This is a genomic window from Pseudogemmobacter blasticus (assembly GCF_003071405.1).
In the GTDB taxonomy this organism is placed as follows: Bacteria; Pseudomonadota; Alphaproteobacteria; order Rhodobacterales; family Rhodobacteraceae; genus Pseudogemmobacter; species Pseudogemmobacter blasticus.
The window spans coordinates 3,388,061-3,412,171 of sequence record NZ_CP020470.1 but is presented as its reverse complement, the minus strand read 5'-3'; the positions used below and the strand labels follow the sequence as shown (position 1 = coordinate 3,412,171).

The window sequence follows — 24,111 nt, the reverse complement described above, 5'->3', positions numbered from 1 at the left end:
GCCACGACATCCGCCGCATTGCGGCGTCAAATCTGCCGCAAAAGCAGCATGATGGCGGCGGTTGCGATGATCAGGCCCGCCGTCAGTTCCACCGCCGGCAGCGCCCAGCGCAGCCGCCCTTCGGGCAGCACGGCCAGCCCGCCTTCACGCGCCCAGACCGCCACGCCAGCCACCGCCACCGTCACCACCGCCACGCCCAGACCCATGGCAAAGGCCCCGGCAATGCCCGCCGCGCCGATGCCCAGTTGCCAGGTCAGCACCAAGAGCAGCAGCGCCCCCGAGCAGGGCCGCAGGGCAATGCCGGCGATCAGAAGCCCCGCATCGCGGAACGAGGTGACCGCCGCCGCCTGATCCAGCGTCGGACCATGCGCATGGCCGCAGCCGCAATCGGGGCCGTGGTCGTGGTCATGCGCATGGGTGTGGGGATCATGGTCGTGCGAACCGGCCTGCGCCGTGCTGCGCAGCCGCCCCAACCCGCGCAGGCCACGGATCACCAGCCACAGGCCCAGGCCCGCCACCATCAGGTTGCCGGTTGCGGTGACCCAGCCCCCGCCGGCCGCCGTGACCGCATCGCGCGTCAGCCCCAGCACGGCCACCGCCGCATAGACCAGCACCACCGCCACCGCCGCCTGCGCCAGAGACGAGGCCAGCGCCAGCACCGACAGCCGGGCCAGCGGTACCCGCCGCGCCAGCCCGTAGCCGCCGATCAGCGCCTTGCCATGCCCCGGCCCCGCCGCATGAAGGACGCCATAGCCGAAGCAGACCGCCAGCAGCCCGGCAACGGCGCCGGGCTCGCCCGCCCGCAGCGCCCGCACGGCAGCGGCCAGCCGGTCCTGCGTCGCGCGCTGCGCGGCACCGATCCAGCCCGACAGCGCGTCGAACGCACCTGACAGCCACAGCGCCGCCAGCACCAGCGCCAGACCCAGCCCGGCCAGCGTCAGGGTGCGGCGCATGTCACGCGCACCTCTTCGGCATAGGCGCGGCCAATGGCGGGGAAATCGGCCTCCACGTCCTGATTGGCGGAATATTCCTTCAACGCCTCTTTCAGCGCCTCGTCGGCTGCATCCAGATCGGGTTCCCAGGCCTGCGCCTTGCAGGCCCCGGTGCCGCCGGTCAGCAGCGGATGCCCGACAATCGTATAGGCGGTGTAGAAGCCGGTATCATAGACCTGCACGAAGAATGTGCCGGTGCCGATCTCCACCGGCTTGGGCAAGCGGCGCAGATGGGTGGTGGTGATCCGCTCGCCGTCATAGGCGGCGGTCCAGTCTTCCGGCGGTCCCAGCACCAGATCGCGGGTTTCGGTCAGCGCATAGGTATCGCCGGACACCCCCGGCGGCCAGTGCATGTCAAACCCCGCAAGCGCGGCCACCTCGGCGGCGGACAACTGGCCATCGCCATCGGTGTCAAATGCGCGATCGGCGATTACCGACAGCGAAAAGAAGGAATCGTAGGTCCAGCCGATGCGCACCGCGACAGCGCGGTCCGCGTCATCCAGCACCACCTCGACCGTGGTGTCGATCCAGACATGCGGATGCGCCGCCGCCCCCTGGGGCAGCAGCGCGGCAGCAATCGTCAGGGCAAGGGCGCGTGTCGTCATGGCGGCAGCATAATCGCAGCCCCCGCGCGCTGCCACCTGCCGAATGACCATGGTCACGCGCTTGCGAGGGGCCTCAGCCCTTGCGCGCGACCGGCGGCCTGGCCGCATCAAGAATACGGCCCGACCCCGCGATGACCTGCGCCGCCCGCCCCACGATCAGCGGATCGACGGTGCCGATCACGTCCCAGTCCTTGCCCGGATAGTCGATGGTGGACAGGAAGTGCCGCATACAGTTCAGCCGCGCCCGCTTCTTGTCGTTCGACTTGACGATGGCCCAGGGCGCATCGGCGGTGTCGGTGTAGAAGAACATCGCCTCCTTCGCCTCGGTATAGTCATCCCACTTGTCCAGCGATGCCTTGTCGATGGGCGACAGCTTCCACATTTTCAGGGGATCGGTCTCGCGCGCCTTGAACCGGCGCAACTGTTCATCCCGGGTCACGCTGAACCAGTATTTGTAAAGCCGGATGCCCGAGCGGACCAGCATCCGCTCCAGTTCCGGCACTTCGCGCATGAACTCCAGATATTCGGACGGGGTGCAGAAGCCCATCACCCGCTCGACGCCCGCGCGGTTGTACCAGGAACGGTCGAAGAACACGATCTCGCCCGTGGTCGGAAGGTGCTGGATATAGCGCTGGAAGAACCATTCCCCCTTTTCCTTGTCACTGGGCTTGGTCAGCGCCACGACGCGGGCATAGCGCGGGTTCAGATGCTCCATGAACCGCTTGATCGTGCCGCCCTTGCCGGCGGCATCGCGGCCTTCCATCAGGATCACGAACTTCTGCCCGGTTTCCTGCGCCCAGATCTGCACCTTCAGCAATTCGGCCTGAAGTCTGGCCTTCTCGGCCTCATAGGCGGCGCGGCCCATCAGGCGGGCATAGGGGTAGCGCCCCGATTCAAACGCGTCGCGGATCGCATCCGAGCTGATCGAAGGGTAATGCTGCGGGCCGGTGATGCCCTCACCATGGCCTTCGGGGCGCGGTGCAGCCGGTGCCGCAGCCGCCGCGCCAACCGTGGTTTCAACGCCGGAAGCCGGCGGTTCAGGCAAGGCAGCCGCTTCGGCAGCCACGACCGGCGTTTCAGCCGGACCACGGGCCTGCCTGTTGCGCACATCCGTCACCGGCGCCTGATCTTCCATGCGGCATCTCCCTGCAAAAACTGACGCCGCAATCCTACATCGCGGGCAGGCCATTTTCCTTGATTCAGGTCACACCACGGCAACGCGCGACAGGAAGAACCGGCGCCGGGACCGGCACGGAAAAGGAACAGGGCGACAGACCTTCCGGTTTGCCGCCCTGCCCACAAGGGGAAGAAATTTCTTGATAAAATCGCCTGCCGTCAATGCCACCACGACAAGGACAAGGCATAGAGAGAGAAGATAGGTCGCGCATACTCCATTTGCGGTAGAGCCGCCGATTTTAACCTTTGGGTGGGGAATTCCCGACCATCGCGCAGACCGCCTCAAGCACCTGCGGCCATTCGGCAAAGAACAGCAACTGCCCGGTCTGCGGCAGGAACCGCACCTCCAGATGCGGATAGTCCTCCATCAGTTCGCGCAGGGTCAGGACCGGGGTCTGCGGGTCCTGATCGCCCTGCAACAGCAGAACCGGCACCCGACAGGCCCGCACGATGGACGACCAGTCCTTTTCAGAGCTGATACATTCGCGGGTAAACGCCTCATGCGCCGACCATTTCCGCGTCAGGCAGGTATCCGATCCTTCCAGAACCGCGGCCCGCACCTCTGCGCGGGCGAAGGTCTCCATGTCGGCCGGGCTTCCGCCGTTCACCTGCTGGAAGAAACTTTCCTTGCCCAGCCGCCGCGCCAGGCTGAACCCGGCCTGCACCAGAAACGGCAACACGCGGGGGGCATAGCGCGCATTGGCCAGGATGAACCGTTGCCACTTGTCCATCCGCTCATATTGCGCGGCGGTGCGCACGGGCAACTGGCAGGCACAGCCGACAATGCCGCGCACCAGATCGGGCCGCGTATTGGCCAGGTTCATCGCAAAGCGCAGGTCCGCCCCCAGCGGCAGGGCCACAGCCCAGGCAAGGCCCAGATGATCCAGAACCGCGGCATAATCGGCGGTGACTTCGGCCACATGATCGCTGCCCCGGGCGTGCAGGTCCGTCCGGCCATAGCCCGCGCGCACCGGCACCACGACCCGCAACCCGCGCGCCCGCGCCGCCCGTTCGGCCGTGGCGGGCCACCGGATCAGGCCATAGTCGAGGTGCATATACAGCACCGGCCGCCCGGCCGGATCGCCGAATTCGATCCATGTCAGCCGCCGCCCGTCGGGCCGCCGCAATTCGTGCAGGGGCCGCGGCTCCAGCCCGCCTGCGCCCGGCCGCACCTCGGCCAGCGCGCCGGCCGGGATCAGCGCCACATCCATCAGGCCCAGCACCACCCGCACCAGCTCGCTCTGGCTGTGGGTCTCGGTCTTCGCCAGGATCGACCGCAACTGTGTCCGCACCGTTTCGGCCGACCGGCCCCGCGCCTCGGCAATGTCTTTCACCGGCTGGCCCAGCGCGATGCCGCGCACGATCTCGACCTCGGCGCCGGTCAGGCCGAAGGCGTCCTGCACCGTCTGTTCGAACCCCTCGGGCCACACAAGTTCGGTCGAGATCACCAGCGCCAGCGGTGACGCCGCCTCAACCCGGCTGACGCGCAGGATGACCGGGCTGCCGGTGCGCTGCGACCGGATGCGCAGCGTAACCACCTTTTCGGCCCGCCCCCCGGCCACCTTGCGGATTTCGCCGCGCAGCAGGTCCAGATCCTCGGGGTCGAACGGGAGCCGGTCGAAGCGACAGTCCGGTTCCAGACCGAAGGCCACCGAAGCCGGGCGGTTGCAATCGGCGATGCGAGCCCCCCCGTCCGACAGGAAGGCTGCCGAGCGCGGGATGTCTTCCAGCACGCTGCGATAGCCGCCATCGTCGCGCGTGGCGTCCAGCCGGTCCAGAAACACCGTGGCGCGTTGCAGATGCGCCTCGATTTCCGCATCGTCCGGCACGATGGCCCCATCGTCCGCGGCCCCGCGCAAGGGCGCGGCGCGGCCTTCCCAGACCTCCAGCAAATCCTCCAGACGGATCGGGTCCAATGCGACATCGTAAAGCCGATCAACAATCTCGGCCTTATGGTCACGCCGGGCAAATTCGGCCACGTCTGGGCGGGGGTTGCGGTCCGTCATGGCTCTTGCTTGACCCATGCCTGACGTTACGGCAAGCAGAATAAGGCGGCACCCCATGGACCTTGCCCGCGCCTTGGGCAAGAAAGACACGAACCGCACAAGACGCATCCCTGCAGGAGCCAGCATCATGATCACCCTTTACGGCGCTTACCGCAGCCGCGCCTCGCGCCCGCTCTGGCTGCTGGCCGAGACCGGAACGCCGTTCACCCATCTGCCGGTGATCCAGGCCTACCGCCTGGCAGATCCGGCCGCCCCCGACGCGCCGCTGAACACGACCTCGGCCAGCTTTCTGCGGGTGAACCCGCAGGGCCAGATTCCGGCGATGGAGGAAGACGGGCTGGTGCTGACCGAATCGCTGGCGATCACCCTGCATATCGCCCGGCGCCATGGCGGCCCGCTTGGCCCGGCGAATGACGCCGAACTGGCGCTGATGGAGCAGTGGGCGCTGTTTGCCGCCACATCCCTGGAAACCCCGGCGCTGGAAATCCTGTTCGCCCAGACCAATGGCACCGCCGACCTGCCCGAAGGCGCCGCCGTGATCGCTGTCGCCGCCGAAAAGCTGCGCCGCCCGCTTGCCCGGCTGCAGGGCCATCTGGCCGCGCACAGCCATATGGTGGGCGACCGCTTCACCGTGGCCGACATCAACACCGCCGAATGTCTGCGCTATGCGCAGGGCCACCCCAGCCTGCTGGCAGAATTCCCTGCGGTGAAGGCATGGCTGGAAGCCTGCCAGTCGCGCCCTGCCTTCCAGTCGATGTGGGCCGCGCGCCAGGCAGAACCCGCATAAGCCCGGCGGCAGGCGGGCCCAACATCTTGCGCCCGCCCCCGCTTGGGTGGTCTAATGGCTGCGCCCAATGACAAGAGCAGCACAAATGGCGAACGACCTCCTCTCCCAGGCCGCGACGGCCTATGACGCCTCCTCGATCGAGGTTCTCGAACCGCTTGAGGCCGTCCGCCTGCGCCCCGGCATGTATATCGGCGGCATCGACGAACGCGCCTACCACCACCTTGCCGCCGAAATCCTTGACAACTCGATGGATGAGGCCGTTGCCGGCCACGCCACAAGGATCGAGGTGGAGCTGCACGAGAACGGCGCGCTGACGATCCGCGACAACGGTCGCGGCATCCCGGTCGATCCGCACCCGAAATTCCCCGACAAGTCCGCGCTTGAGGTGATCCTTTGCACGCTTCATTCGGGCGGCAAGTTCAACGGCAAGGCCTATGAAACCAGCGGCGGGTTGCACGGCGTTGGTTCCTCTGTGGTCAATGCCCTGTCCGACCTGATGCGCGTCGAGGTGGCCCGCAACAAGGAACTCCATGTTCAGGAGTTTTCGCGCGGCAAACCCCTTGCCCCGATCCGCATGGTCGGCCCGGCACCGAACCGCCGCGGCACCTCGGTCACCTTCCACCCCGATGCCGAAATCTTCGGCACCCAGACCTTCAAGCCGCACCGCCTGATGAAGATGGTGCGGTCGAAGGCCTATCTGTTCTCGGGCGTGGAAATCCGCTGGAAATCCGCCATCCCCGATGGCGACATGCCGCTGGAAGCGGTGTTCCACTTCCCCGGCGGGCTGGCCGACTATCTGTCCGACCAGCTTGACCGTGTGACGACCTATGCCGAACGCCCTTTCGCCGGAAAGGTTGGCTTTCAGGAAAAGTTCGGCGTTCCGGGTTCGGTGGAATGGGCGATCAACTGGACACCCGCCCGCGACGGGTTCCTGTCGTCCTACTGCAACACGGTGCCCACGCCCGAAGGCGGCACCCATGAAGCCGGGTTCTGGGCCGCGGTTCTCAAGGGGCTCAAGGCCTATGGCGAGCGGATCAAGAACCGCAAGGCCGAACAGATCACCCGCGAAGACCTGGTTTCAGGCGGCTGTGCGCTGATCTCGGTCTTCATCCGCGAACCGCAATTCGTGGGCCAGACCAAGGACCGCCTTGCCACCGAGGAAGCCGCGAAATGGGTGGAAAACGCGGTGCGTGACCGCTTTGACACCTGGCTGGCTGCCGATCCGAAATCGGCCGGTTCCATCCTTGATTTCGTGGTGCTGCGGTCCGAGGAACGCCTGCGCCGCCGCGCCGAAAAGGAAACCCAGCGCAAGACGGCCACCAAGAAGCTGCGCCTGCCCGGCAAGCTGGTGGACTGTTCGGCCACCGACCGCTCGGGGACCGAGATCTTCATCGTCGAAGGTGACAGCGCCGGCGGTTCCGCCAAGGGGGCGCGCGACCGCACCTATCAGGCGTTGCTGCCGCTGAAGGGCAAGATCCTGAACGTGCTGGGGGCCGCCTCGGCCAAGCTGAACGACAACTCGGAAATCCGCGACATCTGCGAGGCGCTTGGCGTCGGCATGGGCACCCGCTTCCGGCTGGACGACCTGCGGTATGACAAGATCATCATCATGACTGATGCCGATGTGGACGGGGCCCATATCGCCAGCCTACTGATGACCTTCTTCTTCACCCAGATGCCCGAGCTGATCCGCAAGGGCCATCTCTACCTGGCCTGCCCGCCGCTTTACCGGCTGACGCAGGGCGCCAAGCGCCTTTATGTGGCAGACGATGCCGAAAAGGCGCTTTGGCTGGAAAAGGGTCTGGGCGGCAAGGGCAAGATCGACGTGCAGCGGTTCAAGGGCCTTGGCGAAATGGATGCCAAGGATCTGAAGGACACCACGATGAACCCCGACACGCGCAAGCTGATCCGCGTCTCGATCGACGAAGAGGAAGACCCCGCCAACCTGGTTGAGCGGCTGATGGGCAAGAAACCCGAACTGCGCTTCCAGTACATCCAGGAAAACGCCCGCTTCGTGGAAGAACTGGACGTGTAGGGGAGGCCAACGGCCCCCCTACCGTCCCGCCTTGATCTGCCGGTGCTCGAACACGGCGACGGTCACAAGGCCCAGGATCAGCGGGAAGATCAGGTAGAACAGCCGGAACACGATCAGCGCCGCCAGCACGCTTTCGTTGGAAAACTCGGGCAGGCCGGTCAGCATGGCCAGTTCGAACACCCCCAGCCCCCCCGGCGCGTGGGACAGCAGCGCCAGCGAGAAGGACACCACGAAGACGCCGGCAACCACCACGAAGCCCGGGTTGCCGACCTCGGGCAGAGCAAAATAGACGATCCCGGCGGCGAAAAGCGTCTCGATCGGGGCGACGGTGATCTGGCGCAACGCGATGGACAGCCGCGGATAGGCCACCGAGAAGCCGCGAATCCGCAGCGGCGGCAGGCCCAGCGCGCTGAAGACCAGATAGAGCACAATCACCCCCAGCACCCCGACCGCCAGCCAGCGCACCACAGACGGCGACAGCGCCCCGGCAAAGCGCGCCTCAAGCCCCGGATCAATCAGGAAGGCCAGCGCCAGAAGGATCATCACGCCCAGGCTGAAGGTCAGCGAGCAGAAGGTGACCAGAATCCCCACCTCGGCCCCCGTCAGGCCCTTTGAGGTATAGGCGCGATAACGCACCACCGCCCCGGTAAAGGCCGAGGCCCCGATGGTATGCGACAGCGAATAGGTGGTCAGCGCGCACAGCCCGACGAAGACCACATTCACCCGCTTGCCCAGATGCGCCAGCGCGACCTGGTCATACATGGTCAGCGTGACATAGCAGCCGGCCGTGCACAGCACGATCATCGACCAGTGCCAGAGGTTCAGCGCCTCGATCCCGGCCCAGAGGGCGGGCCAGGACAGGCCCCGCAATTCCTTGCTCAAAAGCCAGAACGAGACACCGATGGCCACCGCGCCGATCATCGGCCAGACGAACATCTTCCACGACTTCGGTTTCATTTCAGCGCCTGCCAAGGTGCCTCCTTCTGGGGTGCCTGCCTGCGGGCGGATAGGACGGGCAAACCCGCCGACAGGCAACCATGTGACGGGAAAAATCCGCCTTGTCGCGCGAATGTGCGCCCTATGCCGCAGACGGGCTGCGGGGGGCGCGCGGGCGGGAACGTCACCGCCCCCCGCCCCGAAATCTTACAAAAAGTCCAATCTGGCACGCAACCCCTTGAAATCGTTGTGGCGGTGCCGTCCCCCATCATGGGACATCATTTCTTCTGCAAGGTTTCCACATATTCGGCCAGTTGCACCAGCCGTTCGGGCGTCGGGCTTTGGATGCCGTCACCGGAATCATAGGGCACCAGCGGGCTGTCCAGCAGCGGGCCGAAGTTCGGCATGATCGCCGCCCCGTTCTTGCCGCCGGTATAGCCCCAGATCTTGGCCATCACCCGCAGCTTGGGGAAGGTGCCGCCATTGCGGCGGCTGAGGCCGGTCAGGTCGGCGGGCTTGTGTTCCAGATCGGCGGCCATCGGGCCATCGCCCTTGCCCCCTGCGCCATGGCACGACGAACAGAAGGCCGCGAAATCCTCGGCCCCGGTGGGTTTCTCCTGCGGCACGCAGGCCGCAAGCCACAGCGCCGCCATTGCCAGTATCATGCGTTTCATCGTCTCATCCCCCGACCACGCGGCCCTGATCCAGCCGCACGACGCGATCCATCCGCGCCGCAAGCTCCAGGTTGTGGGTCGCGATCAGCGCGGCCATCCCTGTCGCCCGCACCAACTCCATCAGCGCCGCGAAAACCTGCTCGCTGGTGCCCGGGTCCAGATTGCCCGTCGGTTCATCCGCAAGCAACAGTTTCGGCGCATTGGCCAGCGCACGGCAGAAGGCCACCCGCTGCTGTTCGCCCCCCGACAGCGCCGCAGGCCGGTGCCCGGAGCGGGCCGCCACGCCGACGCGGCCCAGCAAATCCATCCCGCGCGCCTCGGCCTCGGCCTTGGGCACACCATTGGCCAGTTGCGGGATCACCACATTTTCCAGCGCGGAAAACTCGGGCAGCAGGTGGTGGAACTGGTAGATGAACCCCACCTCGGCCCGCCGCGCCTCGGTCCGGGCTTTGTCGCCAAGGCCGGTCATTTCACGGCCCCCATGCAGCACCCGGCCGGAATCCGGCGTGTCCAGCAGCCCCGCGATGTGCAGCAGCGTGGATTTCCCCGCCCCTGAAGGCGCCACCAGCGCCACCACCTCGCCCGCGGCCACCTGCAATGAGGCCCCGCGCAGCACCAGCACCTCGGAGGGCTTGCCGCGGTTGTAGCCCTTTTCCAGACCTTCCAGAACCAGCGCGTCACTCATAGCGCAGCGCCTCCACCGGGTTCATCCGGGCCGCGCGGCGGGCCGGGAACAGGGTCACCACGAAAGACAGGCCCAGCGACAGCGCCACGGCCGAAGCAACATCGTTCAGTTGTAGTTTGGCCGGAAGCGCATAGATGCCGCGGATGGACGGGTCCCAGACCTCGGCCCCGCTCAGGCTGTTCAGCGCTGCCATGATCGTGTCGATGTTCAGCGCGAACAGGCAGCCCAGCACCACGCCGCAGACCGTGCCGATCACCCCGGTAAAGGCGCCGCAGATGAAGAACACCCGCAGGATGCTGCCTTCGGTCAGGCCCATGGTGCGCAGGATGCCGATGTCGCGCCCCTTGTTCTTGACCAGCATGATCAGGCCGGAAACGATGTTCATCGCCGCGATCAGCACGAGGATCGACAGGATCACGAACATCACGTTGTCCTCGATGTCCAGCGCGCGCAGGAAAGAGCCGGCGCTGTCCTTCCAGGTCCAGATCAGGGCGGCCGGACCGGCGGCGTTCAGGATGGGCAGGGACATGGCCTCGATATGGTCGGGGTCAGCCACCATCACCTCGATCTCGTCGGCAAAGCCTTCGCGGTTGAAGAAGGACTGCGCCTCGGTGAAGGGCATGTAGATGCGGGTCTTGTCGATGTCGTAGCGGCCGGCGGTGAAGACATAGACCACCTCATAGGCGTTCACGCGCGGGCTTGATCCGAAGGCGGTCTTCACGCCCGAGGGCGAGATGATCCGGACCCGGTCGCCGACGGTCACGCCCAGTTCGCGCGCCAGAACCGACCCCATGGCGATGCCTTCGGAAAACCGCGCCAGATCGCCAACCGCGTTCGCGCCCTTGCCAACGCGCGGGATCGCTTCCAGATCGGCGGGGGCGATGCCGAACACTTCGGCGCCATTCGTCCGCTCGCCATCGGTCACCATGACCTGCCCCTTGATCAGCGGGGCGGCGCGGGTCACGCCGGGCACGTCCGCCAGCGTCTTCGACAGCGCGTCATAATCGGAAAAGCCTTTCAGCCACTGTCCCTGATCGTCCATCCGGTCGGTCGTATAGACGGTGACATGCGCGTTTGCGCCCAGGATCGTGTCCACGAATTCGGCCCGGAAGCCGGCGCGCACGGCCAGTGTCACGATCAGCGCAAAGACCGCCAGCGTGATGCCGATCAGCGAAATCCAGGTCATCACGCTGACCCCGCCCTCGGCCCGCCGGGCGCGCAGATAGCGCCAGGCGATCATCCATTCGAATCTGCTGAAAGGTGCCGTCCTGCCCGCCATCATGCCCGCTTTCTTTTGGCCGCGAAGGTGACGGCTTCGGACCCAAAGGTCAAGGAAGCCCGAGGCGGGGTCACATTCCCGCGAATTCTCCCATGGCGCAGAATCACGGCTTGGGACATAAGCACAGCCGCAAGCGTGACCTTGCGGGGCCGCGTGCATGTATTTTAACCATTCAGGAGACGCGAATGCGTATTCTTCCCCTTCTCGCCGCTCTTACCGCCGCGGCCTTCCTGTCGGCTTGTGACGACAAGGAATCCTGCACCCAGGAAGTGGCGCAGAAGAAGGCCGCCGACCTGTCGGCCAAGATCACCGAAGTCGGCACCCAGGACCCGACCAAGCTGGCCGCCCTTGCGCCGAAGATGCAGGAACTGGTCACCAAGGTTCAGGCCGGCGGCGATGATCTGAGCGGCACCTGCAAGGCCATTGACGACATGATGGCCGAACTGACCAAGTAAGGTCATACAGACTACGGCGGGCGGCCATATTTCGGCCGCCCGTTTGCAACCTCAGGCCACCGTCACCGCAATCGCCGCGAAATGCAGACCCGCGGCAATGGCCACGAACAGATGCCACAGCGCCTGCTGGAAGCGCAGGCTGGACCAGGCGTAGAAGAAGATACCGGCGATATAGGTCATGCCCCCGGCCAGCAGCAGCCACAGCGACGCCGCCGGCAAGGCAGCCACCAGCGGCCCGATCGCGATCACCCCCAGCCAGCCCAGCGCGACATAGGCCACCACGGCGGCGCGGTCATAGCGGCCCGGCAGCACCAGCTTGATCACCACCCCCACCGCGGCCAACCCCCAGATGGCGGTTCCCAGGCCGATGGACCAGCCCATATGATCAAGCTGCGCGATCACGGCGGTATAGGTGCCTGCGATCATCACATAGATCGCGGAATGGTCGAACCGGCGCAGCAGCCATTTCAGCGCGCTTGGCGGGGTCATGTTGTAGGCCATGGAAAAGCCCCACATCAGGAAGAACCCGGCCGCATAGACCGTCAGCGCCGCAAAGACCCCCGTCCCGACCGAACCCAGCGCATGACCCAGAAGCAGCGGAAAGGCGATCAGCCCGGCCAGAATCGCCAGCGCATGAACGATTCCGTCCGCCAGGATCTCGGCGGTCGAGACCTTGCGCGACAACAGGCTGGGGTTGGGCGGGGTATGCGGCATGTCGGTCCGGCTGGCGGGGGGGTTCCGCCAAACATGGCATTCCTTCCGTCCGGGTCAATCCGGCCAAAGGCCGCATGACGCGGGGTCAAGCCGCTGAGGCCGAGCTTTTCTCAGGGTGCGGACTGCAAAAGCGGCTCGTACCGCGCGTCGGTCAGTGTGTTCAGAAACGCGACCAGCGCGTCGATCCGCTGGTCATCCAGCGCGGGGCCGGATTCCAGTTCGGTCAGCGACAGGGTCTCGGGCACCTCGGGGGCGGCGAAGAGCTGGCCGGTTTCGGGGTTGATCTTCCGAGCCGGCACGGTGGTGTTGTAAGTGTTGTAGAACAGGATCACCGTGCGCAGGTCGGCAAACACCCCGTTGTGCATATAGGGGCCGGTCACGGCCACGTTGCGCAGGGTTGGCACCTTGAACTTGCCGCGCTCTGTCGCGGCCCCGGCCACGGCGGGGTTTGCGGCAAGCCCGGCATCCACGGTGCCAGGCGCCGTGCCATTGCCTGCGCGAACCGCCGTGTTCTCGGGCACGCCGATGTTGTGATAGGCGTAGTTGGTGAAGGTCTCGCCCTCGGCCCCGCCTTGCGGTTTCAACTGGTGGCACTGGTTGCAGTTGGTGAACTGGTTGGAAAAGAACAGCACCCGGCCCAGTTCTTCCTGATCGGTCAGCTTGGCTTCCCCGCGCAGGAAACGATCATACTTGCTGTCGAAGGGCGCGAATTCCGGGGTGGCCTCATAGGCGGCAATCGCCTGCGCCATGGCATCGAAGAATGCCTCGTCACTGGCGGGGGCCTGCGGGAACAGCGCCGCCAGCGTGGCCACATATTGCGGGTTCTCGCGCAGGCGGGCGGCGGCCGTGGCCACATCGGGCAGGCCCATTTCCAGCGGGTTCAGCGGCGGCCCCTTGGCCTGATCGGCCAGGGTCGCGGCGCGGCCATCCAGAAACTGCCCGCCGACCCAGGCGCCCTTGGCATCGCGCCCGAAGGGGGGCGAGAAGCCCGCGTAAGATGCCGTCGGCGCGTTGCGGTCGCCCAGGCTGGCGCCATCGTCGCCCAGAGAAATGGCATGGCCCAGCACGGTTTCGCGCGGGTCGGCAAATCCCGTGGCCGGGTCGTGGCAGGTGGCGCAAGCCTGCGTGCGGTTCTGCGACAGGTTCACGTCGAAGAACAGCGCCTCGCCCCAGCTTGCCAGATCAGGATAAGGGGCGGCCTCTTCCGCCGCCGCCCCCTGCGCCATCAGGGCCAGGGCCAGACACCAAACGCTGCGCGCCATCGCGAAATCTCCGTCGCTTTCTGACATCCGTCATAGTTGACAGATTTAGTCAGGTCCAGCGGGCAAGCCGCGACATTGCGCCCGGGTCAGGCGGTGCGGCGGCGGAACTGCGCGGACAGCAGCGCCAGCAGGGCTACAAGACCGCCCCAGCCAAGACCGAAGCCGATGCCGGCACAGACCGCGCCTTCGGTTGTCAGCGGCAGGGCCGGGGCGAAATCGGCCCAGGTCGCCTGCACCAGCGCCGGATCGGCCAGACGGTGCGGCATCATCAGCCGTTCATAGGGGCCAGCCAACCGCAGGATGGCCAGATCGTTGCGCAAGCCTTCGGCCCGGGCAAAGGTGGCGCGCAGATCGCGGGCATGTTGGCCGGAAAAGCCGGTGGTTCCCAGCGCCTCAAGCGCGGCATCACGGCTGAGGCCGGATTTCGCCGCCGAACGGTCGAAGTCGGCCTCGATCCGGTCAAGCGTATCGACCTGCCCCGCCAGACGTTGCAGGTATTGCTGCGAAAACTCGGGGAATTGCGACAGCGTTCCCGCCCCCGCAATTCCGCCGGCCAGCACAAGCGCACGTCCGATCATCCGCTTCTCCCCGTTGTCGGGGCCGCGCGCCCGTCAGGGGTGCGCGGCGTAGATCTGCACCAGACGCTCTACCGCCGCTTCGGGCGACATCTCTTCGCTTTCGCCGGTGCGGCGGCTGGTCAGTTCGACCACGCCATTGGCCAGCCCGCGCGGGCCGACGGTGATGCGCCAGGGCAGACCGATCAGGTCCATCGTGGCGAACTTGGCCCCGGCGCGTTCGTCGCGGTCATCGTAAAGCGGTTCCAGCCCGCGGGCCAGCAGCGCCTTTTCCAGCCCCTCGCAAGCCGCATCCGCCGCCGCATCGCCCTGCTTGAGGTTGACGATCCCCACCGGGAAGGGCGTCACGCCTTCGGGCCAGATGATGCCCTTGTCGTCATGGCTGGCTTCGATGATGGCGCCCAGCAGGCGGCTGACGCCAATGCCGTGGCTGCCCATCTCGACCGGCACCCGCTCGCCCTTGTCGTTCACGACCAAGGCGCCCATCGCGGCGGAATATTTGGTGCCGAAGTAGAAGATCTGCCCCACCTCGATGCCCCGGCCCACCTTGCGATGCGCTTCGGGCACGGCGTCGAAGACGGCGGCATCATGGGTTTCGTCGGTGCGGGCGTAAAGGGTGGTAAACTCCTCGCAGACCTTTGCCACCGCCTCGCGGTCGTCATAGTCGATCTCGCGGGCGCCCAGCTTCAGCCCGGTCACACGGTCATCGTAGAACACTTCGGATTCGCCGGTGCTGGCCAGCACCAGGAATTCATGGGTGTTGTCGCCGCCGATCGGGCCGCTGGCGGCGCGCATCGGAATGGCGGTCAGACCCATGCGTTCATAGGTGCGCAGGTAGCTGACCATGTGGCGGTTATAGGCGTGCAGCGCGGCATCGCGGTCGATGTCGAAGTTGTAGCCGTCCTTCATCAGGAACTCGCGCCCGCGCATCACGCCGAAACGGGGGCGCATCTCGTCGCGGAACTTCCACTGGATGTGGTACAGCGTCAGCGGCAGATCCTTGTAGCTGTTCACATGGGCCCGGAAGATGTCGGTGATCATCTCCTCGTTGGTGGGGCCATAAAGCATCTCGCGCTTCTGCCGGTCGGTGATGCGCAGCATTTCCTGACCGTAATCATCATAGCGGCCGCTTTCGCGCCACAGGTCTGCCGGTTGCAGCGTGGGCATCAGCAGCGGAATGTGGCCGGCGCGGATCTGTTCCTGGTTCACGATCTCTTCGATCCGGCGCAGCACGCGCAGGCCCAGCGGCAGCCAGGAATAGATGCCTGCCGCCTGCTGCTTGATCATGCCCGCGCGCAGCATGTAGCGGTGCGAGACAATCTGCGCCTCGGCGGGGTTTTCCTTGAGAACGGGCAGGAAGTATCGGGTCAGACGCATCTTGAGGCGACCTTGTAAGGATGGGTTGCCCGTTTCCTAGCCGGAAGCGGCCCTTCGGGCAAGGCGGCGAAGCGGTGCAGGCCGGGCTCAGGCCCGGGTCTGGGCCTTCAGCCCCTGCCCCATCAGGTCTTCCACGAAATAGGCGGCGAACTGTGCGCGACCTGACACGCCGGCCTTGGAATAGATCCGGGTCAACTGCGCGCGCACCGTGCCCTGGGCGGCGCCGCGAACCTCGGCGATCTCGGCCACGTCCAGCCCTTTCAGGGCCAGAAGGCCCACATCGCGTTCGGCGGGTGTCAGGCCCCAGGCGGCGAACTGCGCCTCGATCACCTCGGACAGCGCACCGCGGGCCACGTCCAGCGCGGCCTCCTGCGCCCGCAGAAGATCAATGGTGCGGCGCAGGGCCAGCGCACCGAAGACCACCCCCAGCGTCAGCGCGCCGGTCACCAGCGCCTCGAAGATGAAGTGGATCGACTGCGGGTCTTCGCGCAGGTCGCCGATCACATCGCCGATGAAGAAGACGACGGCCAGCGTCTGGACCAGCAGGAAGGCAACCAGCGCGGCGGTCTGACGCCGCCGCGCCTCTTGCGGGGTGCGTCCCGTCATTTGCGCCGATCTTTGTCGCTTCCGGTCAGCATCGGCCGCACCAGATTGCGGCCCATGGCGCGCGATTCAAGGGCCACGCCTGCAACATGCAGCAGCACAAGGAACAGGATCAGGTTCGCAGCCACTTCATGCACCTCTTCCGCGGCATCTTTCCAGCCTTCGTTCTCGCCCTCATCATCGCCGGTTTCGCCCGGCTTGACCAGTGCCGACCAGTCGCCCGATGCAACCGCCGCCTGATCGGCGGCCACCTGCATGGGCGTGCGGCCGCCAGTCATCACAAGGCCGGTGGCGATCACCACCGCCAGAAGGGCCCAAAGGACATAGGCCATCATCGCCCCTGCGGGGTTGTGCGAACCGTATTCATCGGGCCGGCCCTGCGCCAACTGCCGCAGATGGCGCAGCGCGGCCATCGGGTTGGGGGGAAAGGCCGAAAACCGCGCCTCCTGCGGGCCGATAATGCCCCACAGAAGACGCAAGGCGAGCAGGCCGATGCCGATCCAGCCGGCCAGAACGTGCAGGGTGCTGCCCCCCTCGGTCAGGATCGCATTGCACAGAACCACAAGGGCAAGGCCCCAATGGGAAATGCGGATCACCGGGTCCCACAGGCTGGGTGCAATGCGGGCGCGAGAGAACGGAGACTCAAGGGGGGCAACCATCCGATCAGCCCTCTTCGCCGCCGATCTTGGTAATCGCGCCGGAAGCGGGGTCGATATAGACTTCGCTCACCTTGCCTTCGGCATCGGCGCATTTGGCCTCGATCTTGCCGTCTTCGGCTTCAAAGGACTTCACCTCGCAGCCCTTTTCCTTGAGCGCGGCCGTCGCGGCCTCGGGGGTGGTGCCGACAATGTCGCCCACGGCGGGGGCGGCCAGCGCAGCCAGCGGCGAAGCGGCAAGCGCAAGCGCGATCAGAAGTGTACGGGTCATGTGGAGAACCTTTCGATCAGGTCAGTTCGGGTTTCAGTGAACCGGCGATGCAGGGGGTTTTGGCACCCCGGTTGCCGCCTGTCTGCGGCCCGTTTGGGGCGGCGTCGATCTGCAGGGCGTTTATCCCTGCCCGCCTAAGCGCCGGCTGACGGCGAAAAACCGCCTTTTCGGCGCTGCCCTTGCGAAGTGGCCCCTGCTCTGCCATCTGAATCGAAAGGGTTGATCAGGGGTATGGGCAGAACATGGCGCTTCCGATGCGGGATCAGGCCCGATACTGGGGCATCGCTGCGGTGGTGTTCCTTCTGCTGCTGTGGTTCCTGGGTGATGTGATCCTGCCCTTCCTGGTGGGCGGAGCCATCGCCTATTTCCTGGACCCGGTGGCCGACCGGCTGGAACGCCTGGGCCTGAGCCGCACCGCGGCCACGGCCGTGATCTCGCTGATCGGCGTGCTGGCGGTGATCCTGCTGGTGCTGGCGATCATCCCGACACTGGTAAACCAGTTGACCGCGCTGGTGAATTCCGCCCCCGAAATGACCCGCCGGATGCAGGCCTTCCTGCTGGAACACTTCCCCGAACTGGCCGATTCCACATCGACCGTGCGGCAGACGCTGGCCAATATCGGCGCGGCGATCCAGTCTAAGGGGCTGGAGATGGTGGACGGCGTGATTTCCTCTGCGATGGGGGTGATCTCGATCGTGGTGTTCATCGTGGTCGTGCCGGTGGTGGCCTTCTACCTGCTGCTTGACTGGGACCACATGATCGCGCGGATCGACGCCATGCTGCCGCGCGACCACGCGCCCGTGGTGCGCCAGCTTGCGCGCGAGATCGACGCGGTGCTGGCCGGCTTCGTGCGCGGGCAGGTATCTGTCTGCATGTTGCTGGGCACCTTCTATGCCGTGGCGCTGATGCTGGCGGGGCTGCAATTCGGGCTGGTGGTGGGCGCCATTGCCGGCGCGATCACCTTCATCCCCTATATCGGCAGCCTCATCGGCGGCGCGCTGGCCATCGGGCTGGCGCTGTATCAGTTCTGGGGCGAATGGCTGCACATCGCCGCCGTCGCCGGGATCTTCGCCGCCGGCCAGTTCATCGAGGGCAATATCCTGACGCCCAAACTGGTGGGCCGTTCGGTCGGGCTGCACCCCGTCTGGCTGATCTTCGCGCTGTCGGCCTTCGGCACTGTGTTCGGCTTTGTCGGGATGCTGGTCGCGGTGCCGGTCGCCGCCGCCATCGGGGTGCTGACCCGCTTTGCCATCGGGCAGTATCAGTCCAGCCTGCTGTATCAGGGCCATGCCGGGCTGACCGTGACGGACACGGACGACACGAAAGAGGTTGGCCAGGGGTGACACGGCAACTGACCTTTGACCTGCCGCCGCAACAGAACCTGCGGCGCGAGGATTTCGTGCCATCGCCCGCGAATGTGCTGGCGCTGGCACAGATCGACCGCTGGCGGGACTGGCCCGGCGGGCGGTTGCTGCTGGTCGGGCCGCAGGGCGCGGGCAAGTCACATCTGACCGCGATCTGGGCGGCCGGGGCACAGGCGGCCGTGATCGCCGCGCCCGCGCTGGCCGGGGCCGACCTGCCAACGCTGGCCGCCAGCGGCGCCGTTGCGGTTGAGGATGCCGACCGGCTGGCCGGCGATGCGGCGGCGGAAACCGCCCTCTTCCACCTGCACAACCTGCTGGCGGGCAGCGGCGCGCTGCTGGTGACGGCCGCCGCCCCGCCGCGCGACTGGGGGCTGGGCCTGCCCGACCTGCTGTCGCGGTTGCAGGCGATGCCGCTGGTGCGGCTTGATCCGCCCGATGACGCGCTTTTGTCCGCCGTGCTGGTCAAGCTGTTCGCCGACCGTCAGCTTGCGGTGAACCCGGTACTGATCCCCTGGCTGGTGGCGCGGATGCCGCGCTCCATCGGCGCCGCCCGCGCGCTGGTCGCGGAACTGGATGCGCGGGCCCTGGCCGAAGGCCGCGCCATAACCCCCCGGCTTGCCGCCGAAATTCTGGACAGCGACCCGCCTGAGTGAAACAGTGTCATCATACTGTCACTTCGGCCTTTCAGAAGAAGATCATGACAAACGCCGATTTCCTCAAAGCCCCGTTCCCCGCCCCCGTCGAAATCTCTGCCGATGAGATTGCCGGCCCGCGCCGTTTCTTCAACCGCGAGCTTTCGTGGCTGGCCTTCAACTGGCGCGTTCTGGAAGAGGCGGCGAATCCCGCGGTGCCGCTTCTGGAACGGCTGCGCTTCCTGTCGATCAGTGCCACCAACCTGGATGAATTCTACACCGTCCGGGTGGCCGGCCTGCGTGCGCTGGTGCGCAACGGCAACGTCATGCATTCGGAAGATGGCCGCAGCCCGGCCGAGCAGTTGGCCCTGATCAATGCCGATGCGCGCGGCCTGATGCAGACGCAGCAGACCACCTACAACGCGCTGAAGAAGGAAATGGATGCCGCCGGCATTGCCATCCTGTCGCGGTCGAAGCTGACCGCGCGCGACCTGAAATTCCTGGAACAGCACTTCCTGACCAATGTCTTTCCGGTGCTGTCTCCGCTGGCCATCGACCCGGCGCACCCCTTCCCCTTCATCCCCAACACCGGCTTTTCACTGGCGCTGGAACTGGAACGGGAAAGCGACCGCCGCCCGCTGAAGGCGCTGCTGCCGATTCCGCAACAGATTGCCCGCTTCGTCCGCCTGCCCGACCGCGACGGCGAAATCCGCTTCCTGCCGCTGGAAGAACTGCTGCTGCTGCATCTGGACATGCTGTTCCCCGGCTACACCGACCGGGGCCATTGCCTGTTCCGCGTGTTGCGCGACAGCGATCTGGAAGTCGAGGACGAGGCCGAGGATCTGGTCCGCGAGTTTGAAACCGCCCTGAAGCGCCGCCGCCGGGGCGAGGTGATCCGGCTGAAGATGTCGGCCGGGGCGCCGGAATCGCTGCGCGCCCTGATCATGGACGAGTTGAACGCCGCCCATGACGAGGTGGTCGAGGTCAAGGGCCTGCTGGGCATCGCCGATCTGAAGGAGCTGGTGCTGTCCTCGCGCCCGGATCTGCTGTGGCCGACGTTCATTCCCCGCGTGCCGGAACGGGTGCAGGATCATGACGGCGACCTGTTCGCCGCGATCCGGCAGAAGGACATTCTGCTGCATCACCCCTATGAAACCTTCGATCTGGTGATCCGCTTTCTGGAACAGGCGGCGCGCGATCCGAACGTGCTGGCGATCAAGCAGACGCTGTATCGCACAAGCTGGGACAGCCCGATCGTCAGCGCGCTGTGCGAGGCGGCCGAAAGCGGCAAGTCGATCACCGCGCTGGTGGAACTGAAGGCGCGTTTCGACGAGGCGGCGAACATCCGGCAGTCACGCCGGCTGGAACGCGCGGGCGCGCATGTGGTCTATGGCTTCATGCACCTCAAGACCCATGCCAAGATTTCCACCGTGGTTCGCCGCGAGGGCGACCAGTTGGTGACCTATACCCATTACGGCACCGGCAACTATCACCCGATCACCGCGCGCATCTACACCGACCTGTCGTTCTTTACCTGCGATCCGGCGCTGGGGCGCGATGCGACCAAGGTGTTCAACTATCTGTCGGGCTATGTGCAGCCGCAGGGACTGGAAAACCTGGCGATTTCGCCGATCACGCTGAAGCCGCGCCTGCTGGAGCTGATCGCGGCCGAAGCCGACCATGCCCGCGCCGGGCGGCCGGCGGAAATCTGGGCCAAGATGAACAGCCTGATCGACCCCGAGGTGATTGACGCGCTTTACGCCGCCAGTCAGGCCGGTGTGAAGATCAGCCTGATCGTGCGCGGCATCTGCGGCGTGCGGCCCGGCATCAAGGGGCTGTCGGAAAACATCCGGGTCAAGTCCATCGTCGGGCGGTTTCTGGAACACAGCCGCATCGTCTGTTTCGGCAACGGCTTTGGCCTGCCGGCCAAGAAGGCGCGGGTCTTCCTGTCTTCGGCCGACTGGATGGGTCGCAACCTGACCCGCCGGGTGGAAACCCTGGTCGAGGCGCTGAACCCCACGGTGAAAAGCCAGATCCTCAGCCAGATCATGGCGGCGAACCTGGCGGACGAGGCGCAAAGCTGGGTGCTGTCGCCCGATGGCGCCTATGCCCGCGAACTGGCGCCGGGGGATGGCAAGCTGTTTTCCTGCCACCAGTTCTTCATGGAAAACCCGTCGCTTTCGGGGCGCGGCACCGCCGGGGCCAAGGACGCCCCCAAACTGGTGCCTGTCCGCGACGAGGACACCACCGCCACGGCCGCGCAATAGACTGGCCGATCCGGCGCCCTGCCGGATGGCCGCTTTGCGGCGGCTGCGGGTTGACCCTGCCCCGCCACAGCGCCAAGGTTTGTCCGCAAGACCGGGGAATCGACCATGAACGCCGAAGGACCGCAACCCACGCCCGAAGAAGAGGACTGGGAACCGTTCGGGCGCCCGCTGTTCGAGGATGCCTCGGTGCGGGCCCTGTCGCGCGTGGGCGTGGTGGATGTCGGGTCAAACTCGGTGCGGATGGTGGTGTTTGACGGTGCGGCGCGCAGCCCGGCCTATTTCTACAACGAAAAGGTCATGTGCGGGCTGGGCAAGGGGCTGGCCGAAACCGGCCTGCTGAACCCCGAAGGCCGCAAGCGCGCGCTGGTTGCGCTGAAACGTTTTGCGCTGCTGGCGCGCGGCATGGGGATCGGCCCGCTGACCGTGGTCGCCACCGCCGCCACGCGCGAGGCGAAGGACGGACCCGAGTTTCAGGAAGAGGTGTTCCGCGAAACCGGCCTGCGGCTGCATGTGATCGACGGTGACGAAGAGGCGCGGCTGTCGGCGCAGGGGGTGCTGCTGGGCTGGCCCGACGCCAAGGGGATCGCCTGCGACATGGGCGGCAACTCGATGGAACTGGCGCGGATAGGCGGCGGCAAGGTGGGCAAGCGGGTGTCCACCCCGCTGGGGCCGTTCCGGTTGCAGCAGCTTGATGGCGGGCCGAAAAAGCGGCTGGCCCATATCGACCGCGTGCTGAAGGAGGCGCAGGCCGAGGTGAAATCCAGCGGCGAACGCATCTATCTGGTGGGCGGAAGCTGGCGCGTCATCGCCCGGCTGGACATGGAGCGGCGGAACTATCCGCTGACCGTGCTGCACGAATACCGCATGACACCGCAGGGCCTGCTGGACACGATCGACTGGATCGCGGCCTCGGATCTGGCCATGCTGCGCGCCCGCACAGGCACCTCGGCCGAACGGATGGAGCTGGTCCCCATCGCCTGCGAAGTGCTGCGCGAACTGATCAAGGTGCTGAAACCTTCAGAAATCGACGTGTCGGCCTATGGCATCCGCGAGGGGCTGCTGTACGAACAGATGCCCGAACGCCTGCGCGCCCGCGACCCGCTGATCGAGGCGGCGCGGATGGCCGAAATCATCCAGGCCCGGATGCCCGGCTTCGGCAAGAAGCTGTATGGGTTCCTGGAACCGCTGTTCAAGGACTGGCCGAAGGAACGGCTGCGGCTGGCCAAGGCGGCCTGCCTTCTGCATGACACCACCTGGCGCGCCCATCCCGACTATCGCGCCGAGGCCTGTTTCGACAACGCCACCCGCGCCAACCTGGGCGGGCTGGACCATCCCGGCCGGGTGTTCCTGGGCCTTGCCCTGCTGCACCGCTACAAGAACAGCCGCGCCGGAAGCCGGCTGGAACCGCTGTTCCGGCTGCTGACAGAAGAAGAAATCGCCCAGGCCGAGGTTCTGGGCAAGGCGATGCGCTTCGGCGCGATGTTCTCGGTTGGCGATCCGGCGCGGGCGGGGCGGCTGACCTGGGCGGCAGGCAAGAAGCGCACGCTGGGGCTGGAGCTGACCGAAGAAGGCCAGGGCCTGTTCGGCGAGGTGTCGCAGGCCCGCTTCGCGGCGCTGGCGCTGGCGCTGAAGGCCCAGGCAAAGATCGGCCGCGCCGCATGACGCTGACCTTCGATCACCTGGCCCTTGCGGCCGAAACGCTTGAGGCCGGCGTCGCCCATGTCGAGGCGGCGCTTGGCCTGCCGATGGCCGGCGGGGGTGAACATCCGCTGATGGGCACCCACAACCGGCTGATGGGTCTGGGCGACCTTTATTTCGAGGTGATCGCGATCAACCCCGCGGCACCGCCACCCGGCCGCCCGCGCTGGTTCGACCTTGACCGTTTCACGGGCCGGCCCCGGCTGACGAACTGGATCTGCCGCTGTGATGACATTGCCGCCGAACTGGCGCTGTCGCCCCCCGGCACCGGCCGCGTGCTGGATTTGCAGCGTGGCGATTTCCGCTGGCAGATGGCGGTGCCGGACGATGGCCGCCTGCCCTTCGACAACGCCTTTCCCGCGCTGATCCACTGGCAGGGCAACCTGCACCCGGCCCCCCGCCTGCCGGACACCGGCGCCCGGCTGACCCGGCTTGAGATTGCCCATCCGCAGGCCGAAGCCCTGCGTGCGGCGCTGGCCGGGCGGCTGGCCGATCCGCGCCTTGTCGTGCTGGCCGGCCCGTCCCCGGCGATGCGCGCCAGCTTCTCCACCCCGCACGGGGGGCGTGTGCTGGAATGATCCGCCCCGCCACGGCCGATGACGCCGGCGCCATTGCCGCGCTGTGGAACCCGTGGATCACCGGCACCGCCGTGACCTTCAACCCCACCGCCAAGACACCGGACGAGGTTGCGGCGATGATCGCCACCCGCCGCGCCGCCGGGCAGGAATTCCTGCTGGCCGAGGACGGCGAAACCTTGCTTGGATTCGCCACCTACGCGCAGTTTCGCGGCGGCGCGGGCTATGCCCGCACCATGGAACACAGCGTCATACTGTCGCCCGCGGCGCGTGGGCATGGCACCGGCCGGGCGCTGATGGCGGCACTGGAATCGCACGCCCGTGCCGCCGGCGTGCATCAGATGATGGCCGGTGTTTCCGCGGAAAACCCCGCAGGCCGCGCCTTTCACGAAAAGATCGGGTACCGGCTGATCGCGACCCTGCCGCAGGTCGGCCACAAGTTCGGCCGCTACATGGATCTGTGGCTGATGCAGAAATTCCTCTGACA

24 protein-coding genes are annotated in these 24,111 nt (G+C 66.4%); 9 read left to right on the top strand and 15 right to left on the bottom strand.

All coding sequences use genetic code 11. From position 1 onward, the window contains the following. Positions 1-26: 26 nt before the first annotated feature. From B6K69_RS16610 to B6K69_RS16595, 4 genes are all read right to left on the bottom strand, one after another. Entirely contained in the window at positions 27-953 is a 927-nt protein-coding gene (locus B6K69_RS16610; protein WP_108644591.1) for a nickel/cobalt transporter, read from the bottom strand. Beyond that, the gene (locus B6K69_RS16605; protein WP_164681986.1) at positions 938-1,648 is read right to left on the bottom strand and encodes a DUF1007 family protein; all 711 of its coding nucleotides are present in this window, start codon (positions 1,646-1,648) and stop codon (positions 938-940) included. Before B6K69_RS16605 ends, B6K69_RS16610 begins: the two co-directional genes overlap by 16 nt. Positions 1,649-1,670: 22 nt before the next feature. Beyond that, on the bottom strand, positions 1,671-2,732 hold the full coding sequence (ppk2, locus tag B6K69_RS16600; RefSeq protein WP_108644589.1) for a polyphosphate kinase 2: 1,062 nt from the start codon (positions 2,730-2,732) through the stop codon (positions 1,671-1,673). 280 nt (positions 2,733-3,012) lie between these two features. Further along, entirely contained in the window at positions 3,013-4,779 is a 1,767-nt protein-coding gene (locus B6K69_RS16595; RefSeq protein WP_164681985.1) for a bifunctional helix-turn-helix transcriptional regulator/alpha/beta hydrolase, read from the bottom strand. Positions 4,780-4,906: 127 nt separating this feature from the next. Here B6K69_RS16595 and B6K69_RS16590 point away from each other — a divergent pair, with 127 nt between their 5' ends. Together B6K69_RS16590 and parE are read left to right on the top strand one after the other, a co-directional pair. Beyond that, a complete protein-coding gene (locus B6K69_RS16590) occupies positions 4,907-5,566 on the top strand; it encodes a glutathione S-transferase family protein (protein ID WP_107672059.1) in 660 nt (219 codons plus the stop codon). Between the two features lie 85 nt (positions 5,567-5,651). Then, complete coding sequence (gene parE, locus B6K69_RS16585; protein ID WP_108644587.1) at positions 5,652-7,601, top strand: DNA topoisomerase IV subunit B; 1,950 nt, start codon at positions 5,652-5,654, stop codon at positions 7,599-7,601. An 18-nt stretch (positions 7,602-7,619) separates the two neighbouring features. On the opposite strand, the gene B6K69_RS16580 is transcribed toward parE, so the two are convergent. From B6K69_RS16580 to B6K69_RS16565, 4 genes are all read right to left on the bottom strand, one after another. Then, positions 7,620-8,573, bottom strand: coding sequence for a lysylphosphatidylglycerol synthase domain-containing protein (locus B6K69_RS16580; RefSeq protein WP_206340527.1), 954 nt, complete (start codon positions 8,571-8,573; stop codon positions 7,620-7,622). Positions 8,574-8,815: 242 nt separating this feature from the next. Continuing rightward, on the bottom strand, positions 8,816-9,211 hold the full coding sequence (locus tag B6K69_RS16575; protein WP_108644585.1) for a c-type cytochrome: 396 nt from the start codon (positions 9,209-9,211) through the stop codon (positions 8,816-8,818). Positions 9,212-9,215: 4 nt separating this feature from the next. Continuing rightward, positions 9,216-9,896: an ABC transporter ATP-binding protein gene (locus B6K69_RS16570; RefSeq protein WP_107672063.1), complete on the bottom strand. Its 681-nt coding sequence runs from the start codon at positions 9,894-9,896 to the stop codon at positions 9,216-9,218. After that, positions 9,889-11,175, bottom strand: a complete 1,287-nt coding sequence (locus B6K69_RS16565) for a lipoprotein-releasing ABC transporter permease subunit (protein WP_108644981.1) — start codon at positions 11,173-11,175, stop codon at positions 9,889-9,891. Before B6K69_RS16565 ends, B6K69_RS16570 begins: the two co-directional genes overlap by 8 nt. Before the next feature lie 185 nt (positions 11,176-11,360). Here B6K69_RS16565 and B6K69_RS16560 point away from each other — a divergent pair, with 185 nt between their 5' ends. Then, on the top strand, positions 11,361-11,630 hold the full coding sequence (locus B6K69_RS16560; RefSeq protein WP_107672064.1) for a hypothetical protein: 270 nt from the start codon (positions 11,361-11,363) through the stop codon (positions 11,628-11,630). A gap of 51 nt (positions 11,631-11,681) precedes the next feature. On the opposite strand, the gene trhA is transcribed toward B6K69_RS16560, so the two are convergent. The 7 genes from trhA to B6K69_RS16525 form a co-directional block, all read right to left on the bottom strand. Then, positions 11,682-12,344, bottom strand: a complete 663-nt coding sequence (gene trhA / locus B6K69_RS16555; RefSeq protein ID WP_108644584.1) for a PAQR family membrane homeostasis protein TrhA — start codon at positions 12,342-12,344, stop codon at positions 11,682-11,684. A gap of 110 nt (positions 12,345-12,454) precedes the next feature. Continuing rightward, a complete protein-coding gene (locus B6K69_RS16550; protein ID WP_206340526.1) occupies positions 12,455-13,606 on the bottom strand; it encodes a cytochrome-c peroxidase in 1,152 nt (383 codons plus the stop codon). An 86-nt stretch (positions 13,607-13,692) separates the two neighbouring features. Then, the gene (locus B6K69_RS16545; RefSeq protein WP_108644582.1) at positions 13,693-14,184 is read right to left on the bottom strand and encodes a DUF2937 family protein; all 492 of its coding nucleotides are present in this window, start codon (positions 14,182-14,184) and stop codon (positions 13,693-13,695) included. Between the two features lie 33 nt (positions 14,185-14,217). Further along, positions 14,218-15,558 carry a proline--tRNA ligase gene (gene proS, locus B6K69_RS16540; RefSeq protein ID WP_108644581.1) on the bottom strand — a complete coding sequence of 447 codons (1,341 nt, stop codon included), beginning with the start codon at positions 15,556-15,558 and terminating at the stop codon, positions 14,218-14,220. Positions 15,559-15,645: 87 nt separating this feature from the next. After that, positions 15,646-16,164, bottom strand: a complete 519-nt coding sequence (locus tag B6K69_RS16535; protein WP_108644580.1) for a helix-turn-helix transcriptional regulator — start codon at positions 16,162-16,164, stop codon at positions 15,646-15,648. After that, positions 16,161-16,820 (bottom strand): cytochrome b/b6 domain-containing protein, encoded by a 660-nt coding sequence (locus B6K69_RS16530; protein ID WP_108644579.1) that lies wholly within the window; start codon positions 16,818-16,820, stop codon positions 16,161-16,163. The genes B6K69_RS16535 and B6K69_RS16530 overlap by 4 nt, the downstream gene beginning before the upstream one ends. Positions 16,821-16,824: 4 nt before the next feature. Then, complete coding sequence (locus tag B6K69_RS16525; protein ID WP_107672071.1) at positions 16,825-17,088, bottom strand: PepSY domain-containing protein; 264 nt, start codon at positions 17,086-17,088, stop codon at positions 16,825-16,827. 242 nt (positions 17,089-17,330) lie between these two features. On the opposite strand from B6K69_RS16525, the gene B6K69_RS16520 reads away from it, so the two are divergent. From B6K69_RS16520 to B6K69_RS16495, 6 genes are all read left to right on the top strand, one after another. Next, positions 17,331-18,431: an AI-2E family transporter gene (locus B6K69_RS16520; RefSeq protein ID WP_108644578.1), complete on the top strand. Its 1,101-nt coding sequence runs from the start codon at positions 17,331-17,333 to the stop codon at positions 18,429-18,431. Next, positions 18,428-19,105 (top strand): P-loop NTPase family protein, encoded by a 678-nt coding sequence (locus B6K69_RS16515; protein ID WP_108644577.1) that lies wholly within the window; start codon positions 18,428-18,430, stop codon positions 19,103-19,105. Before B6K69_RS16520 ends, B6K69_RS16515 begins: the two co-directional genes overlap by 4 nt. A gap of 44 nt (positions 19,106-19,149) precedes the next feature. Then, a complete protein-coding gene (locus B6K69_RS16510) occupies positions 19,150-21,351 on the top strand; it encodes an RNA degradosome polyphosphate kinase (RefSeq protein WP_108644576.1) in 2,202 nt (733 codons plus the stop codon). Between the two features lie 105 nt (positions 21,352-21,456). After that, positions 21,457-23,013 (top strand): Ppx/GppA family phosphatase, encoded by a 1,557-nt coding sequence (locus B6K69_RS16505; RefSeq protein ID WP_108644575.1) that lies wholly within the window; start codon positions 21,457-21,459, stop codon positions 23,011-23,013. Then, positions 23,010-23,627 carry a VOC family protein gene (locus tag B6K69_RS16500; RefSeq protein WP_108644574.1) on the top strand — a complete coding sequence of 206 codons (618 nt, stop codon included), beginning with the start codon at positions 23,010-23,012 and terminating at the stop codon, positions 23,625-23,627. Before B6K69_RS16505 ends, B6K69_RS16500 begins: the two co-directional genes overlap by 4 nt. Next, positions 23,624-24,109, top strand: coding sequence for a GNAT family N-acetyltransferase (locus B6K69_RS16495; RefSeq protein ID WP_108644573.1), 486 nt, complete (start codon positions 23,624-23,626; stop codon positions 24,107-24,109). Before B6K69_RS16500 ends, B6K69_RS16495 begins: the two co-directional genes overlap by 4 nt. Positions 24,110-24,111 lie beyond the last annotated feature (2 nt).

Bases quoted from the DNA above. Each gene is read 5' to 3' on its own strand.
- B6K69_RS16610 (WP_108644591.1), bottom strand. From the start codon at position 953: ATGCGCCGCACCCTGACGCTGGCCGGGCTGGGTCTGGCGCTGGTGCTG.
- B6K69_RS16605 (WP_164681986.1), bottom strand. From the start codon at position 1,648: ATGGTCATTCGGCAGGTGGCAGCGCGCGGGGGCTGCGATTATGCTGCC.
- ppk2 (WP_108644589.1), bottom strand. From the start codon at position 2,732: ATGGAAGATCAGGCGCCGGTGACGGATGTGCGCAACAGGCAGGCCCGT.
- B6K69_RS16595 (WP_164681985.1), bottom strand. From the start codon at position 4,779: ATGACGGACCGCAACCCCCGCCCAGACGTGGCCGAATTTGCCCGGCGT.
- B6K69_RS16590 (WP_107672059.1), top strand. From the start codon at position 4,907: ATGATCACCCTTTACGGCGCTTACCGCAGCCGCGCCTCGCGCCCGCTC.
- parE (WP_108644587.1), top strand. From the start codon at position 5,652: ATGGCGAACGACCTCCTCTCCCAGGCCGCGACGGCCTATGACGCCTCC.
- B6K69_RS16575 (WP_108644585.1), bottom strand. From the start codon at position 9,211: ATGAAACGCATGATACTGGCAATGGCGGCGCTGTGGCTTGCGGCCTGC.
- B6K69_RS16570 (WP_107672063.1), bottom strand. From the start codon at position 9,896: ATGAGTGACGCGCTGGTTCTGGAAGGTCTGGAAAAGGGCTACAACCGC.
- B6K69_RS16565 (WP_108644981.1), bottom strand. From the start codon at position 11,175: ATGGCGGGCAGGACGGCACCTTTCAGCAGATTCGAATGGATGATCGCC.
- B6K69_RS16560 (WP_107672064.1), top strand. From the start codon at position 11,361: ATGCGTATTCTTCCCCTTCTCGCCGCTCTTACCGCCGCGGCCTTCCTG.
- trhA (WP_108644584.1), bottom strand. From the start codon at position 12,344: ATGCCGCATACCCCGCCCAACCCCAGCCTGTTGTCGCGCAAGGTCTCG.
- B6K69_RS16550 (WP_206340526.1), bottom strand. From the start codon at position 13,606: ATGGCGCGCAGCGTTTGGTGTCTGGCCCTGGCCCTGATGGCGCAGGGG.
- B6K69_RS16545 (WP_108644582.1), bottom strand. From the start codon at position 14,184: ATGATCGGACGTGCGCTTGTGCTGGCCGGCGGAATTGCGGGGGCGGGA.
- proS (WP_108644581.1), bottom strand. From the start codon at position 15,558: ATGCGTCTGACCCGATACTTCCTGCCCGTTCTCAAGGAAAACCCCGCC.
- B6K69_RS16535 (WP_108644580.1), bottom strand. From the start codon at position 16,164: ATGACGGGACGCACCCCGCAAGAGGCGCGGCGGCGTCAGACCGCCGCG.
- B6K69_RS16530 (WP_108644579.1), bottom strand. From the start codon at position 16,820: ATGGTTGCCCCCCTTGAGTCTCCGTTCTCTCGCGCCCGCATTGCACCC.
- B6K69_RS16525 (WP_107672071.1), bottom strand. From the start codon at position 17,088: ATGACCCGTACACTTCTGATCGCGCTTGCGCTTGCCGCTTCGCCGCTG.
- B6K69_RS16520 (WP_108644578.1), top strand. From the start codon at position 17,331: ATGGCGCTTCCGATGCGGGATCAGGCCCGATACTGGGGCATCGCTGCG.
- B6K69_RS16510 (WP_108644576.1), top strand. From the start codon at position 19,150: ATGACAAACGCCGATTTCCTCAAAGCCCCGTTCCCCGCCCCCGTCGAA.
- B6K69_RS16505 (WP_108644575.1), top strand. From the start codon at position 21,457: ATGAACGCCGAAGGACCGCAACCCACGCCCGAAGAAGAGGACTGGGAA.
- B6K69_RS16500 (WP_108644574.1), top strand. From the start codon at position 23,010: ATGACGCTGACCTTCGATCACCTGGCCCTTGCGGCCGAAACGCTTGAG.
- B6K69_RS16495 (WP_108644573.1), top strand. From the start codon at position 23,624: ATGATCCGCCCCGCCACGGCCGATGACGCCGGCGCCATTGCCGCGCTG.